A 17,198-nucleotide genomic window follows, 5' to 3' on the forward strand; every position below is an offset into this window, starting at 1 on the left:
CGCAAGTTTACAAAGAAACTTACGGTCTTTTTTTATACAAACACCATCTAAGGAATTACATCTCAAACAAGGCCTCATGAACAATCTCACCAACTGTTGGATGAGGAAACACATGGGTCCTGAACTGCTCTACCGTCAAACCCTCAGTGATAGCAATGCCTATAATCACGATGAGTTCGGAAGATGGATTACCGATCATATGAGCACCTAAGATCTTACCATCCTTAGCATCCACAAGCATCTTAAAGAGGCCATTACCGCTCTCATTCTCTACGACAAAACGACCAGCATAGCTTGCCGCTAGACTTAATGACTTGTATTCTACACCTTCTTTCTTAAGCTCATCCTCTGTCTTACCTACCCCAGCAATCTCAGGATGGGTATAAACGACACCTGGAATTGCCGCATAGGACATAGGATCACCAGTACCCTTGAGGATATGCTTTATAGCCACTTCACCTTCACGTATAGCAGTGTGAGCGAGCAAAGATTTACCATTCACATCACCTATAGCATACACCTGTGGATGAGAAGTCTGAAGATACTCGTTAGTTGGAACTCCTCTATTTGGCTCAATATTCAAGGTCTCTAATCCCAGACCATCTACTACTGATCTACGACCAGCACTTATCATGACTTGATCTCCCTCAAGCTTTTCTTGAGTGCCATCAGAAAGCTCTATAGTCAAGCCATCTTTAGAGGCTCCTATAACCTTAGTATCAAGATAGAACTTCACACCACGCTTTTCATACTCTTCTTGGAGCATTGATGAAATCTCACTATCCATAGGACCAAGGATTTTAGGCATCATCTCAATCACCGATACCTCACATCCCATGCTATTAAAAACACTTACAAACTCCATCCCTATGACGCCACCACCTACTATCAATATACGCTTAGGCAGCTCCTTAGCATCAAGAGCCTCACGGCTAGTCCAGTAATCAATTTCGTCTAGACCTTTAATAGGAGGTACAAATGTGGCTGACCCTGTAGCAAGTATTACATTCTTAGCAAGGTATTCAGTATCATTAGCTGAAACCTTAATAAAGCCGTCCTGCTCACCAGCAAGTTGTGCGTGAGCTTCCACAACTTCCACACCAGCCCCTTGCATCTTCTGCTTAACGCCAGCCACGAGCTTACGAACAATCTTCTGCTTACGAGAGACTATCTTTTTGTAATCAGGAACGAGCTCTCCCTCCACGGTAATCCCATACTTCTTAGACTCTCTCATGCTATCGAGCATATTGGCACTATACAATAGGGCTTTTGTAGGAATACACCCTTCATTAAGACAGACCCCTCCAAGCTTATTCTCTTCAAATAAGATGGTCTTCAATCCATTCTTCGCAGCTAATGCCGCAGCGTTATATCCTCCTGGACCAGCTCCGATTATAGCAACATCGTACTTCATATATAAAAATGCTTTTCTAGTTTTAATAAAAAATAATTTTTCCACCACAAGATAGCCATTTTATCATCAAATCCATAGTAAAGCGTTAATCTTTTTACTAAGTTTGTACGGCATCAACAAACATATAAACAAATCATTTATGATACACCCCAATATACTTTATTTACTCCTTGGAGTTCTTATATCGACCTTTATTTTTTTCATTTACCACTCTAGATATCGCAGAAGGATTTCAATACAATTGGATAAAAAACGAGAGCTAGAAAAAGAAGTGATAACTCTTAAGGAACGTGAGAAGATTCAAATCCAAGAGCTATCCAATGCAGAGCTCCAATTCAAAGAACGACTTGAAGAACAAAAAGCACAGAGTACCCGTTTGCTAGAGATGCATAAAGACTCTTTCAACCTACAAATGAAAACAATGGAAGCTCAGTTCGAATCCTTGTCAGAGAAAATAACAAAGCAAAGAGCTGAAGAACTATCAAGGAGCAACAGCACTTCAATGAATGGAATTATCAACCCCCTGAAAGAAACCATTGAGAAAATGGAGAAAAGCCTTAAGGATAATAACGAAAAAGGGGCTGAGAGGATCGGTTCACTCAGGGAGCAAATAAATAGCCTCGTGAATCACACCACTATGATTGGGAATAAAGCTGATGATCTCTCTAATGCTCTACGAATGAAGAGCAAGATACAAGGTAATTGGGGAGAAACGATTCTCGAAACCTTACTACAGAGTGAAGGACTAGAGGAGTATATTCATTACGAAGCTCAAAAGACTATTAAGGATGATCAAAATAGGACTCTATACCCTGACTTTGTGATAAGGCTACCAGATAGTAGAGTCGTCATCATTGATGCAAAAGTATCACTTAATGCGTACTCCGATTACCACGCAGCTGAAGATGAGACCTCAAAAAGTGCATTCCTGAAAAGTCATATAAATAGTGTGAGACAGCACGTTAAGGAGTTGGCAGATAAGAAATACTATAAACATATGGATAAAGAATTCAGCACGCCTGACTTTGTCATCATGTTTGTCCCTATCCCAGGAGCACTCCAACTGGCACTCGAAAATGATTCAAAGCTTTACCAAGAAGCCACAAAGCAAGGAATATTCCTCTCTAGTACCCAAAGTATCATGCCTATCCTATGGGTTATTAAGGATCTTTGGACTCAAACCAAACAGGAACGAAATATGGAGGAAATCGTTAGAAATGCTCAGCACCTTCTAAATAGACTTGCGAATTTCTTTGATGATTTTGAAAAAATCGAGCTCAGCCTAGAGCAAGCAAAAAAGGCCTACGAGAATGCAGATAAAAAAATGAGAGGACAGCAAAGCATACTTGTCTCTGCTAAGAGAATTAAGGAGGCTGGAATTAAATTACAAAACAATAAAAAACTACCAGATCTTCTAATCGATAACGAAAATGATGGGCTACCAATGATAGAATAAGAGACTGCAGAAGAATCAATCTAAGCACAGCCTCTTAGCTGTAATCAATCCAGGCGAGAATGCCTAGGTTAATTTGAGAATATCTCAGAGCATATTTAAGTCATTAAAGCATATTTCGAACCTTTCTGAATATATTAACAAAAGCTATAGTTAAGCATTAATTCTTGAATGATTGACATCATTAATACGCTTAAGTAAATCATAGAAAAGGGTGGCAATATTTAGGTAACATGAACTATATATAGCACTTAAAATGAATACCGTACCGTACGGTACGCAAGCAGGTATTCTAAACGATTCTAATACACCCTTGCAACGATTGTTGAGAAAACAGAAAAAGTAATCTAGCTTACTTCTAAGAAGCACAAGCCGTTAGCCTTTGTTACTAATTATTTTACTAGAAATATATTTATTAATCAGCACACATATTTAGGAATAATAGTTTTTGAGAATTATGCATAAACAGAAGTAAGACTAAAAAGATACGCTTTTATCAAGAGTAAGATAAATATATCAACGTCCCAGCTCCATTATAAAGCAGTCCCATACAGTGATCACTGTATGGGACTGTCTTGTATGCATCCGATGCATCCTAGCTATGAGCTAGAGAATCAGAATAGAGGAAGTTGATAAATAAATCCTAGTGAAAGACGATGAGTATTAACATTCTTATCTAGCCCATTTATATCATGGGTACGCCCTACATAGGTAAGGAAGAAATGAAGGCCATCGTCCTGGAAAGGATAGTACTCAAGCCCAGCAAAATAACCGTAGCTGGTCATCTGAGTATCGTACTTAAAGAAAGTGGACTTATTATCATCTTCAGAATTTGCTGCACCTGCTGTCTCGTACATCCCTTTGAGGAATACGTTCCAATTAGGATCGATGCGATAATTCATCTTAAGAACAAGAGAAAGGTACTCAACATTTTTGGAGCTGTCAATGATAAACTTACGATTGAGCCCTTCATTAGAGTACATAGCATCGAAGAATCCACCGAATTTACCGAAGTTAAATTGGTTACCTAGCGCGAAATAATGCATATTGTAACTGCGATTATCGTCTTTGGCTTGATTCATAATAGAGTAAGACCATCTAGTGCTCCAGAAAGGTGCGATGGTACCATTCCAGTTAAAAGTGTATACCCATGGAAGCTTAACTTCTCTGATACCGTCAAGTTGCGAATAAGTATCCTCAAAAGCACCATTGCGACCATTAAGTATTTGGAACTGGAGCTGTTGCCCAGGAGCAACTTGATAAGCAATATTCACCCCGGTAAGGAAGTTACTCATGTACTCAATCATATTGCTATACTCATAGATCTCAATAGGGTTGAGGTCAAATTCAATACCTCCGTAGGCAGCACATTGCTTACCAAGAAAGAGTGACCAGCGATCGCTCATCTGTAATCCTATCCCTGCTATATCAATGGAGGTTGGTAAGTTATCAATGTGACCATTACCTGAATTGCCTCTATTGATCCTCTGTCTCCATCTAAATGAAAGCCAGTCTGTCACGTTACCTCTCGCTTCAATGCGTAGCTGGCGACCATTAAAGTTACCATGGTCAAATCCATCGTTATTAAATAAGAAGTCAGCAGACATATTACTATTGAGGTAGAGATTAAAGCGATCTTGCTTCTGCTCTATCAGTCCTACTCTTTCTGCAAGGCTCTTCTCATTAGTGTAGTGCTCTTGCTGTGCCATTACTGTATGGGCTCCAAGTAGGATGAGAGCCGTAGCCGTAATGATTCTAAAGGTTTTCTTCATGATTGACATAAAAGATTAGAATAGATTGAAATACTCTTGTGTTTTTTGCCAGTCTGCACCCGATAGAATAGCAAGCTGCAATAGGATACGAGCCTTTTGTGGATTGAGCGTCTGTGATGCTACAAACTGGTTCGCATTGTCATCGACCTCATTATCTAGTGTAGTAGGTCCTGATGGAAGGCGTGAGCTACGTACTACTAAGATATTATTCTGGCGTGCTTTCTGAAGTACTGGAAATAAGTTTTTGTGGATGTTACCGTTACCCACACCAGCGTGTACAATACCTTGGTAGCCATTCTCTAGCATAGGCTCAACCATATCAGCCTCTACATTAGAGTATGAGTATACAATGCCTACCTTAGGAAGGGTTGTAGCGTTGCTTACGTCAAAGACGATACGCTGCTCTGCCTTTGGTAGCCCGCTATTCATAACATAATGAGCTTCTCTATTATACACATATCCGATAGGACCAGCATTGAGAGCCTTGAAAGTTGCCACATCAAGAGTGTGTGTCTTTGTGATTGTCGCAGCATCGAGGATCTGTCCATTCATCACGACCAAAACGCCTCTACCAGCACTTTCTGGAGAACATGCTGTAACAGCGGCATTGTAGAGATTGAGTGGGCCATCAGCACTCATAGCTGTAGAAGAGCGCATTGATCCTACAAGAACAACGGGCTTAGGCTGGCGAATAGTGAGGCTAAGGAAAAATGCTGTTTCCTCCATGGTATCTGTTCCATGAGTGATAACGACAGCATCTGTCTCATCATTGTCAAAGAGCTCATTAATCCTATGAGCAAGTGTTAGCCAGACCTCGTCAGACATGTCTTGTGAGCCGATATTGACAATCTGCTCTCCAGTAACCTCTGCAAGGTCATTGATCTGTGGTACGGCGTCAAGAAGTGTACCAATAGCTAGCTGACCAGCGGTGTAGTTAGAGGTTGTGGCTGATACGCCTGCACCTGCGATAGTACCACCAGTAGCAAGAATGTGTAAACGTGGCTTCTGAGCCATTGCTGTAAGTGACAAGCATGCCACTAAGCAGAGTAATGAGATTCGATTAAAAAGTTTCATATTGTAATCATTTAATAAGTTAAATAATACTACTTCATATAGTCTAGAATATCTGTATCATTAGCATCCCCATGACAATAGCTGTCATCGTAGCGACGATACCAGGAATCATGAAGGAGTGATTTAGAACGTATTTTCCTATCCTTGTCGTCCCTGTACTGTCAAAGTTGATAGCTGCAACAACGGTAGGATAATTGGGAATAAAGAAATAGCCATTCACTGCTGGGAAAAGAGCTATTAAGTACATAGGACTGAGGCCTAAAGCTATACCAAGAGGCATAATCGCTCTAACAGTGGCAGCTTGGCTAAATAGTAAGATCGACATCACAAATAGAGCTACCCCAAATAACCACGGCATACTCTGTACCATTTCCTGTAATGTAGTGATAAATACATCTAGATTGCCTTGGATAAAGGTGTCCCCCATCCAGGCGATACCAAATATAGCAATAACAGCTTGCATGCCAGCCACAAAGACATTTCCTCTTGCGGCCTTAATACCGTCAGTCTTTGTGACTAGTAGAATGAGAGCTGCTGCTGTGAGCATTAAGATCTCAATGATGGCTGGCATACCCATAGCTATAGTCTCGCCATCGATATTGAAAGTCGGCTTAAGTGATGAAATGGAGCCAAATAGTACGATCAGCACTGTAGCGAGAAGGAATACAATGACACTAAACTTGGGCTTCCAGCCAAATGTAACAGCTTCGCCATCCTTAGGTAGGCTAGACTCAGAAACCAAGCCTTCTTTTAAGCGTCTTTGATACTCTGGATCATCAACAAGCTCCTTACCAACCTTCATGCTAGATAGAGCTCCTACAAGCACTCCGATAAGTGTGGCAGGGATACTGATTTTAAGGATGTCAAAGAGTGTGATGTTAAAGCCAGCTAGGAGACTTAATAATGCTACTGTTGCAGCTGAAATAGGGCTTGCTGTAATAGCCTGTTGTGAAGCAATCACTGATATCCCTAACGGGCGTTCAGGTCTTACCTTTGTCTCCTTAGCAACCTCTGCAATCACGGGCAGGAGTGAATAAGCAACGTGCCCAGTTCCTGCAAGGAAAGTAAAGATATAGCACACAAAAGGTGCAAAAATAGTGATCTGTGCAGGATGCTTACGTAGAAAACGCTCCGCTACTCCCACCATGTAATCAAGACCGCCTGCAGCTTGCATAGAGGCTACAGCTGAGATAACGGCAGCAATCATGAGCATCACATCGATAGGAGGAGAGGTAGGCATCAACCCGAAACCAAAAGTGAGGATCGCTAATCCCGCTCCTCCCATGACACCGAGTCCAATACCACCAAGGCGAGCTCCAATGATAATTGCTAGAAGAACAAATAAAAGTTGTAATAACATATAGAGTACACTCTTTAAGTAAACACATTGATTTTGTTTTGTACCCGCAAATGTACGACAATTTAATGAAACTCTTATGTAATAACAAAGTAATTATGTAGCCGAAGAGAAAGCTAAATAATAGCAATAAGTCTGTTCTTGTGCAGAATTAAGACAATCAGACTTAAGGTTTCTATACCTGGACATGTGATATTGTATGAGAATTTTCAAGACCTCATTACAAGAAAGACGCTACTCTGTAATTCTTCATTTTTACTCTTTAATCAATAGCCTTCTTAGCAATAACACGATTAAACTAGATAGAGAAATCATCTCACAGATAAAACTAATGTATTTGCTATGATATAAGGTAGGTTTTAATTTATCGCAATTAAATGATAATGAATGATTTAATCATAAACAGGTCTTTATGTATTTCCTAATATCTTCTATTTCTTCAGTAGAGCACACATTAGAAGAATCCAGTATTTTTCCTGATTCATGACATACAAATAAAGCGGTCGGAATTATATAATATCCGACCGCTTTATTAATATGTTATGAGATATAATTCTCTATGCTCTCTTAATCAATATCATCTACACCACCCTTAACGTATTGCTCTAGAGCTGTAGCACTCATTCCAGTAGTAGAAAATCCACCATCATTAAAGAGATTTTGCATTGTGACCTTACGAGTAAGATCGCTAAAGAGAGTAACACAGTAATCAGCACAATCATTAGCATCTGCATTTCCTAGAGGTGCTACTTTCTCAGCAAAGTGACGTAACATCATCATACCATCTACGCCACTACCAGCAGTTGTCACTGTAGGCGACTGAGAAACAGTATTGATTCGCACGCCTTTCTCTTTACCATAAATCAAACCAAAGTTACGTGTAATGGACTCTAATAGAGACTTAGCATCTGCCATATCATTGTAGCCAACAAAGCTACGCTGAGCAGCAATATAGGTTAGAGCCACTACAGATCCTCCCTCAGCAATAGCATCTAACTTCTTGGCAACTGATAACATTTTATGAAAAGAAATAGCAGAGATGTCCAGCGTCTTGGTCATATTGGAATAATTAGTGTCATCATAAGGTATTCCCTTACGTACATTAGGACTCATTCCAATTGAGTGAAGCACAAAGTCAATCTTTCCTCCAAGGGCTTTCATACTCTCTTCAAAAACCACCTTTAGGTCATCAACTGAAGTAGCATCAGCAGGTATAACAGCTGCACCAGTCTTCTTCGCTAACTCATTCAGAGTCCCCATCCTGATGGCTACAGGAGTATTAGTCAGGGCTATAGTTGCACCCTCTTCTACACACTTTTCAGCTACCTTCCAAGCGATAGACTGCTCATTAAGAGCTCCAAAAATAATCCCCCTTTTTCCTTTCAATAAACCGTATGACATATTTATTATCACTTAATTATGATTCAAAAATCTTGTAACAAACAAATATACCAATTAATTTATATTCATTCGTGACCCCTAAATGCACAATCTGAATGAAGAGTCTTAGAAAAGCATATTCCATTTTATACATCGGAAAAATGTTCTTCTACCTTCTACCCATTCTACATTTGCCTTAAAAACATTCTACCTATATACTAAAATGAAGAAAGAGAATTACCATCAAGAAGCATAATAGCCGATAATCTGTGGAGACAACAATTAAAAAAGGATAGCCGGTTTTGGCTATCCTTTTTTAATGTGGCTTTTTAATATCAAACCGAGTATTGTCTAGTGATGTGATGTATCACATGACTTTCACCCTCCAAGTCACACCAATGTCGAACATTGAAAATTTATCTCTCACGTAAGCATCTGGCTGAGTATTAGTACCAAAGGAATATGAATAATGGCCATGTATTCGTACACTCTTATCACTTAGTGGGAAGTATTCAAAACCACCTCCCAGCCTAGTAATTTCAGTTCCCTTTAGGACACAGAGGTCGGCATCTGAATCTGTACGATTAACGTCATAGGTCCCCTTAGCATAGAGATTTAGCTTATCGATTGGTTGATAAGAGACCTGTCCGACAAAAGTGTAATCCTTTCCTATAAAGGTTTGGCCAGCTGCAGCACGATTCATGAACTCCAAGTCCATCTGCACCCTATCACTTAAGTAAAATCTATTACCAAGAGAGATATAGTTAATGTACTTATTAGGTGCATATTCCATCATATTAACGGACCAAATAGGAGCAAAGAAACCATGGTGTCCATGCCAAATAAGATTGTATGCATACATATTTGTCGTAGCTCCAGCAACCCTTGAATATCCTACCTGAAAAGGGCTTTGACAGAGCTGAAGGGTAATGTTGTCATTACCTGAAGTTGTAGCATAATCAACACTTACCCCCCATTCATAACAAGGGAAGTGGTAGCAAAAAGAAGACAGGAAAAAGCAATCAATAGGAGCTAAGTCCAACTCCCATCCACCTACAAAGACAGGCATTTTCCCTAGTGTCAACTTAAGATTTTGTACTGGATGATAATTCAAGAAGAGCCAATCTACAGAATCAAAGAATGCTGCATCTCTATTAATAGCATTGAAGCGTTGTCGATAGGCATACGAAAACTTAGAAGTAAGCTCCCCCTTCATAATCAGGTTGAGAATGTTCCCTTTGAAGCCACTTTCTGCTCCTATGACCTCCTTATCCAATAAAGTATGCTGAAAATCACCTCTTGCCTCTACCGAAATAGTCATCGGCATACTCTCCTGTGCCATCAGACGAGCACTCCCCCACAATAATATAAATAAAATCAATATCCTCTTTTTCATGGTCTATCAAAATTACATTATGATTTATCCTCTTGACAATTAGATATTTACTAGCCTCAGACTCTTATCTTGGTCTTTTTATTCCACAAGCCATAAACCTCATTTACAGAGTCTGTAGTAACGAATGAAGGAATCTTATTCTTTCCCAAAAACTCCATCAACTTACCAAACTCATCACGTGCTAACAAGATCTCCAACTGCACACTTTTCTCATTAGTATAGCCACCAATAATTTCATGAAGTGTCACTCCTCGTCCTATCTTGTGGATAACAAAATCTTGTATCTTTTGGTATTCTTTAGAGATAATAAAGACTCGAGTCTTGGAACTCATTCCAGACATAAAATTATTCAAAATGATTCCGTTAAGCCAGGTTCCAATTAAGCCGATCAAAACTAAGTTGACGTCATTAATAGCAAATGCAGTACAGCAAATCAACCCTCCAGCTACGGTCACAGCAGTTCCGATATTAATACCAGTGTACTTATTAATGATCTTAGCTAAGATATCTAACCCTCCAGTTGAGGCGTTAATGCTGAATAGGACACTCTGCGATGCACTTAGAATAACCACGAAGCATAGCAAGTCAAACCACGGATTGAGAATCGTTTCTCCTGCCACTTCAATAGCAAATATAGACTGCTCAAGATGGGCTATTGAAGAGATAAAATCAATCATCGGACCTAGTATCAATGCTGTATAAACGGTTTTAGCTCCGAACTCATTTCCTATCAATACAAAGGCTAAGACCAATAAGATAAAGTTGAGTAGAAAGATCATGCTCCCAACGGACATAATAGGGAAAATCTTTGCTAAGACAATGGACAATCCAGTGATAGACCCTACGATTAATTTACTTGGTAATAAAAAGAAATAGACACCAATAGCACCTATAAACATTCCGACTGTCATGATTACCAGCTCCACCCAAAACTTCTTAGTCTTAAGTAATGCTAAAACTTTCAAAAGACTTTTTTTTGCATTTTCAATAGTAAAAGCATTTTTACTAGGCTTCAGATTGTTCTCCATTATAGTAAACGATTATAAATAATATTTTTTAAGGTATTCAACACACATCTTCTCTATCCCAAAAAACCTTAATTTTAATCAAGCAAAATAAGGTCTTTTATAATTTCTCGCAAATATACAATATTTCGTTTGAGCCTACAAATAAGTTATCATTTTGAAATAAAACATTCTCAACACCATGAAAACAAAATCACAATAATTATATTCGATTGATTTTCACGACATTACACATCAAAAGGACAGGTCTTTTAATCCTTAACGACAGATACTATCCATGCCAAAAGACCACTTTTTCAGGCCATCCACTAACGATTTGAAATAAAAGAAGCTTAAAATAAAGTTTTTTTCAATGATTAAATTTTTAACTCTCTACACCACAGAGGATTTAAATACCTTTTTTATACTTTTCAAAACGTAATGCGTTTTGAAAAGTATAAATGGTACTATTACAAGAATATATTACGACTCATAATGTCTATATGACTCTCTCTACTTTTATCTAACTCTATCATGTCACATTAGAATACTACCTGCAATCACTTCATGCAGAGATATAGTCCAAAACGATCTACAGTGCCGTATCCTTGCACTAGTCCTCATTTTTTTGTATCTTTGGATGTGGTATTGTATCCCTAATTATTTAGATATATGTAACCAAACATTTAAGCTATACACAACCTTAAATAAAAAATTAGGGAGCAAAAAGTAATAAGATAGAATTGTTTTATGTCGAAAAAGAAAGTCCTATACCTAGCCCAAGAGATATATCCATACCTTGAGGAAAGTCAGGTAGGTAAAGAATCAGAGTTGGTGCCACTAGGTATTATGGAGCGTGGCAATGACATCCGTACATTTATGCCAAACTATGGCACAATCAACGAGCGTCGCAATCAACTCCATGAAGTGATTAGATTATCTGGCGTCAATCTTACTGTTAATGATAAAGTACACCAATTGGTCGTAAAGGTAGCCAGCTTAATGCCCCAGCGTATGCAGGTTTATTTCATTGACAATGAAGATTTCTTTGGAAGAAAAGGGGTTTTCAAAAATCCTAAGGACGATACGTTTTACGATGACAATGTAGAGCGTTCGGTGTTTTTTATTAGAGGGGTATTTGAGACTATAAAAAAACTTCGCTGGATCCCCGATATCATCCATTGTCAAGGATGGTTTACAGGATTGGCTCCTCTATACCTTAAAACATTATTTAAGGATGATCCAGCTCTATCCCAAGCAAAAATCGTTTTTTCAACATACGACACAACACCACCTTACCCATTTGCAGAAAATCTCACCGAGGTACTGGCTTATGATGGCATTAAAGACCCATTATTAAATGGTAATCAATTGGATAAGGATATGCTAGCACAGCTCATCCTTAAGTACGTTGATGGGATTGTTGTTGCGACATCCGATGCTAGCAAGTCTCTTATGGATGCTATTACCACGTCTGGAGTTGCCTACCTTGACTATCAAAATAATGAGCAGATCATTGAGTCAATGGCTGAATTTTATGGGAAGCTTGATGCAAGTGATTAAGCTGAAATAACTAAGTAAAACTAATATTCCATAAAACTACTAATAGAGTGGTATTTTATAGAGAAAAATCGGAACTTTGCGAGGTTGTCTCTGATAGTATTATATTGCGACTCAGGACGCCTTACCGTACATTTTTACCAAATAAATAGTCAATCTTGATGAGAAATAAGATATATGCCATCTGTATGATGGTCTTTGCAGCTAGTACTGTCACCCTTTTCAATGCGTGTGACAATGTTGATAATTCAGTTGGTGCTGATTATCTGCCTGATTATACAAAAAGCAGGGCTATAAACCAAGATTTTAAGATAGATCTCGAAACAGTTTCTGCTGATATGTCTAGTACTGGAGCTGATATTAATGGGACCTCATACAATAACATTTACGTTAGCTCCAGCTACGGATTTCTAGGTGCGATCCCAAATAAGGAATTTGGCAGCATTGAGTGCGAATATCTAACCCAATTTCGTTGTCCAGAAGGGTTTAAGTTTTCACTTCCCCCTATTGATAATAAGATTGACTCAGCATTCATTACTATTTATTACAATGGCTACTCTGGTGACCCTATCGCACCTATTGAGATTTCAGCTTATCAACTTAATAAGCCATTGGACTTTAATAAGTATTCGATTACTGATGTTTCTGAATATACCAATAAGGACATCTTACTCGGTAAAGTAACCTTTCAAGCTAAGAAAGGGACACCACTTGGCAAGGACAATAGCATAAAAGCGATTAAGATACCATTGGATCAAAACTTTGGACAGAATATTTATGATCTAACTCGTGCAGATAGCGAACACTTCGCCAACCAGAGTAACTTCGATAAGTTTTTCCCAGGAGTATACCTAACAACGTCTGCTGGTGTGGGTAGCATGATCCGTGTTTATGGTACAGCATTGACCTTTTACTTCCAAATTGAGGAAGAGGTAAAAGATAAGGAAAGCCCATCGGGCAAGAAGATTGTCAACGTAACTAAGACGCAAGAGTTAGTTCACACCTCAGAGGTCCCTCAGCTTTCTCGCTTTGCTAATGGAGACCTTAAAAAGCTAATCAAAAAAGCTGAAAATGACACCGACTATACCTATATCAAGTCACCTGCCGGTGTACTGACCCAAATAACAATACCAACCGAAGGCATTCGCCAACTATTAGAGGGTGCTCCTGAAGGGTATGAACGTATCTTAAATTCAGTACAATTATCAATATTAGGAGAGAACCAACCAAGTCAGGATGAAAATGGAGAGGTCAATAGATATGCTCTTCCAGCACCTGAAGACCTTCTACTTATTCCCGAAGATTCAGTCAAAACATTCTTCAGTAGGGAGCTAACTGATCTCCAAAGACCATACACTGCTTTTTTGAGCCAGAAGAGTATCCAAACATCGATGTCCTTTGACTTTGGGAACATTTCATCTGTTGTGCTTAAGCATATTGAAAATAAAGACAACGTTGGTAAAGATCTAAAGTTATGGGTCGTACCTGTAGACAAAACAGTATCTCAGGCTCAGGGAAGTTCATCAACAACATCTAGCATATCTAACCTCGTCTTTCCAGCTGCCATTAAAATCCGTTCGAATGAAGAAAATCGGACTATTAAGGTATATGTAGTAGAGAGAAAAGTAGGAGCTCCATTCTAGGAAAAAGCTGAGACGTATATGACACCGTTCTTAAAGTCATTGGCCGAAAAATTCATCAGTAATGATGAGTTACGGAATGAACTTTATAGGTATCGTTTCTTTTTTCAGAATAAAAGAGCTGGGAAGTTCTTTCACCACTATCTTAAGGAATTAGCCCCCGAGGATGGATTATTAATCCTTCCTGAAGTCACGACGTTGCCCACGTTTTTGAGGAAAAAGCAACACTTAGTTGAGGACAGTATCAATAATGAACTGTTCTTAATCTATCCCCTCTATACGGTATATAGAGGACTTAATGAAGCTCAGACAAGAACAACACCTGAGGATGGTTCGGATGATAAGTTTCAAGATCTAAATTCTTTTTATCAGTTTGGCAAGCAGATATTGACGGACTTTAATGACCTCGATCTCCAATTGGCAGATCATAAAGTCATCTTTGGGAATCTACAAGACCTCAAAGATTTAGATGCAGCCCCTTCAGAATATCTCAGTGAAAAACAGCTGAATGCACTTAAGCAATTCATTAAGTCCAAGAGAAATGAATCCCCCTTTGATAAGAGTTTTTCGGACTTCTACAATACCCTATCCCACCTTTACGAGAATTATAAGACAAAGCTAAGGGAAGAGAACCTAGCCTATAATGGTATGATCATAAGAGATACCATTGAAAAGATTGAAGCAGGCTCTCTGAACTTATGCTCTGATGAAAAGTATAACGTATTTGTAGGTCTCAATGCCCTATCCAAAGCAGAGAAAGAAATTCTCTCTCACTTCAAAAAGTCAGGTAAGACCACCTTTTACTGGGACTATGATTCAAGTCTATTTGATATTGAACAGCTGGCAGGCTCATTTAAGAATGAAAATCTTAGTTCGTTTCCAGAACCGACAGAATCCGACCCCTTATTCCTAAAACGTAATCCAATTGACAGCTATCCTGAGCTAGAGGTCATAGCTGTTCCGTCCAAGATAGGTCAAGCTGCATATATTGGTACAGAACTAAATAAATTAGCTAGCACGGAAGAAGGACGCCAACAGTTACGAGATATGAAAGTAGCTGTGGTTTTGGCTAATGAACGCCTACTGTCCCCCCTACTCGCTAATCTAGACGCTTCTCTCTTTTTAGAAAGTGGTAATGAGAGCATAAATTCATCTCAACCAGTAGTGAATCTGGCCAATGTCACAATGGGGTATTCTATTAAGGAATTCCCAATGGTTGGGACACTTTTACGGATGCTTGAGATACAAAAGATAAGGCAAAATCGTAATCACAAGTACTGGAGAGGTGACGAAGTTTGTGAAATCTTATCGAATAGTATATTTGACTTATCAAGTCCTCTTCCCAAAATCATTAATGAAAAGAAGCTGATCTTCATTGATGACAAGGGGCTAGAAAAATTGATTGAAGAAAATCATCCTGATCCTGAAGAAAGGCAGCTTCTCAAATTACTTTTTAACGTCCCTGAAAAGGAAGATGGATTACTCACTTACGTCTCAGATATCGTCAACTATTTATTTTCAAAAGAGGAAGAGAGCATAAAGACAGAGATTGATTCATGTGAAGAGCCTGAGGACGAAGGAGTAGAAATAGAGCCAAAAAGCATGGCTGTCCTTCGCATCATTATCGATCTACTAGAGGAGCAGAAGAAGGCACTCTCAGATTATTATCTGAATAAACAAAAAGGGACTCTGATCGAATCTCCATACAACTTTAATACCCTCTATGATATTCTCTCCAGCCTCCTAAAGAATGCACGGGTCCCATTTTCTGGTGAACCACTTCGCGGGTTACAGATCATGGGGATACTAGAGACTAGAGGTCTTGACTTCGAGACGATCTATATAGTAGATGCCACTGATGGGATTCTACCTGCCAATACTAAAGTTATGGGCATCATGCCACATCTGCTACGCGTTGGGCACGAATTACCGACATTCAAATGGCAAGAGCAAACCAGATCCTACAACTTTTTCCGTCTTATAAGCAGAGCTAAGAAAGTAGTAGCACTCTATGACTCAAGGAAAGATGGCTCTTCGAGGGGGGAACCATCTAGATATATCCAACAGCTAGAGTACGTATATAAAATTCCAAATCTAACGAGGACGACGGCCAACTTCAATATCCTTGCCAATAGATCCAATGAGCATCAGTACGTAATTGATCAAAATGCGGTAAGACAATTCAGAGAATCGATCACATCAGCTGGTGATAGGCATATCTCTCCTACCCGCATCAACGATTATATTGAGTGTCCTAGAAAATTTTATTTCAAGTCCATCTTGGGCATAAAAGAGGTGGAAGAGCTAGATGATTTACTAGACGAAAGTGCTTTAGGATCCCTAGTACATGATACCATCAATAGGCTATACACACCGTATATTGGCCAAAAGATGACTCAAAAGCTACTATCATTCTCAGATTATACGATTGAGGATGCCCTACGCCAATCTTATAAAGAATTAAATAGTGGCTCAGAAATGCCAGTGAATGGGATTAATAAGATCAATTATGACACCGCCTTATCATTGGTGCAGAATCTAATCCAGATGGATCTCGAACAGATTCTCCAAGGTATCGCAATCACATACATTGGCGGAGAAGTTGAAATTAGGACCGTACTCAAAGTTTGCAACCAAGAGAACAACGATGAGTCTATTAATATCAATCTTACTGGCTTCATTGATAGAATAGATTACGTTGATGGAGTCTATCGTATTATTGACTACAAAACAGGGGGCGATAGCTATGACTTAGATCTCGAAAAGAGTCTGGACTTAGAAGGAAAATCTAGAATCAATAAAGCCGCTGTACAGCTACTAAATTACTGCTTAATCACATACCACAATGGTCTTTCCGACATGAACGGCAAGATTCTCATCAAGCCTGGATCCACCCTAAAGCCCTTAATGATTAAGCCTAGAAGTAAAGAAAGCTCAGAATTCAAACTGACTCAAGGCGGCAACACATTGGACACTTTCAATAATAGTTCCATAAAGGAAACCTTTGAAGAGTGTATGAATGATATTTTATATAAGATAGCAAAGGCAGATAGTGAGTTTTCGCCCAATCCTGATAGGTCTGGAGTATGCAACTACTGCCCAGCAAGAGACATCTGTCCTGACGCTAAAATCACTAAATACTGATCAG

The 17,198-nt window shown here is 39.0% G+C and carries 11 protein-coding genes; 4 read left to right on the forward strand and 7 right to left on the reverse strand.

What is annotated here, in order from left to right; all coding sequences use genetic code 11:
• Positions 1-55 precede the first annotated feature (55 nt).
• On the reverse strand, positions 56-1,414 hold the full coding sequence (gene lpdA, locus QYZ87_00645) for a dihydrolipoyl dehydrogenase (protein MDN4753046.1): 1,359 nt from the start codon (positions 1,412-1,414) through the stop codon (positions 56-58).
• A gap of 241 nt (positions 1,415-1,655) precedes the next feature.
• Between lpdA and QYZ87_00650 the strand changes: the two genes are divergently transcribed.
• Positions 1,656-2,870, forward strand: coding sequence for a DNA recombination protein RmuC (locus QYZ87_00650; GenBank protein ID MDN4753047.1), 1,215 nt, complete (start codon positions 1,656-1,658; stop codon positions 2,868-2,870).
• A gap of 611 nt (positions 2,871-3,481) precedes the next feature.
• Here QYZ87_00650 and QYZ87_00655 read toward each other — a convergent pair.
• The 6 genes from QYZ87_00655 to QYZ87_00680 all read right to left on the reverse strand — a co-directional run bounded on the left by QYZ87_00655 (position 3,482) and on the right by QYZ87_00680 (position 10,874).
• Complete coding sequence (locus tag QYZ87_00655; protein MDN4753048.1) at positions 3,482-4,639, reverse strand: porin; 1,158 nt, start codon at positions 4,637-4,639, stop codon at positions 3,482-3,484.
• Between the two features lie 15 nt (positions 4,640-4,654).
• Complete coding sequence (gene ansB, locus QYZ87_00660; protein MDN4753049.1) at positions 4,655-5,713, reverse strand: L-asparaginase 2; 1,059 nt, start codon at positions 5,711-5,713, stop codon at positions 4,655-4,657.
• Positions 5,714-5,756: 43 nt separating this feature from the next.
• The gene (locus tag QYZ87_00665; GenBank protein MDN4753050.1) at positions 5,757-7,073 is read right to left on the reverse strand and encodes an anaerobic C4-dicarboxylate transporter; all 1,317 of its coding nucleotides are present in this window, start codon (positions 7,071-7,073) and stop codon (positions 5,757-5,759) included.
• A gap of 564 nt (positions 7,074-7,637) precedes the next feature.
• Positions 7,638-8,471, reverse strand: a complete 834-nt coding sequence (locus QYZ87_00670) for an SDR family oxidoreductase (GenBank protein ID MDN4753051.1) — start codon at positions 8,469-8,471, stop codon at positions 7,638-7,640.
• Between the two features lie 346 nt (positions 8,472-8,817).
• Positions 8,818-9,846 carry a porin gene (locus QYZ87_00675; GenBank protein MDN4753052.1) on the reverse strand — a complete coding sequence of 343 codons (1,029 nt, stop codon included), beginning with the start codon at positions 9,844-9,846 and terminating at the stop codon, positions 8,818-8,820.
• Between the two features lie 56 nt (positions 9,847-9,902).
• Complete coding sequence (locus tag QYZ87_00680) at positions 9,903-10,874, reverse strand: YitT family protein (GenBank protein ID MDN4753053.1); 972 nt, start codon at positions 10,872-10,874, stop codon at positions 9,903-9,905.
• Positions 10,875-11,600: 726 nt separating this feature from the next.
• Between QYZ87_00680 and QYZ87_00685 the strand changes: the two genes are divergently transcribed.
• The 3 genes from QYZ87_00685 (at position 11,601) to QYZ87_00695 (ending at position 17,194) form a co-directional block, all read left to right on the forward strand.
• Positions 11,601-12,413: a glycogen/starch synthase gene (locus QYZ87_00685; GenBank protein ID MDN4753054.1), complete on the forward strand. Its 813-nt coding sequence runs from the start codon at positions 11,601-11,603 to the stop codon at positions 12,411-12,413.
• A 158-nt stretch (positions 12,414-12,571) separates the two neighbouring features.
• Positions 12,572-14,053 carry a DUF4270 domain-containing protein gene (locus QYZ87_00690; protein ID MDN4753055.1) on the forward strand — a complete coding sequence of 494 codons (1,482 nt, stop codon included), beginning with the start codon at positions 12,572-12,574 and terminating at the stop codon, positions 14,051-14,053.
• 18 nt (positions 14,054-14,071) lie between these two features.
• Entirely contained in the window at positions 14,072-17,194 is a 3,123-nt protein-coding gene (locus QYZ87_00695; GenBank protein MDN4753056.1) for a PD-(D/E)XK nuclease family protein, read from the forward strand.
• Positions 17,195-17,198: the final 4 nt, after the last annotated feature.

It is taken from the genome of Porphyromonadaceae bacterium W3.11 (assembly GCA_030434245.1).
In the GTDB taxonomy this organism is placed as follows: domain Bacteria; phylum Bacteroidota; class Bacteroidia; order Bacteroidales; family Porphyromonadaceae; genus Porphyromonas_A.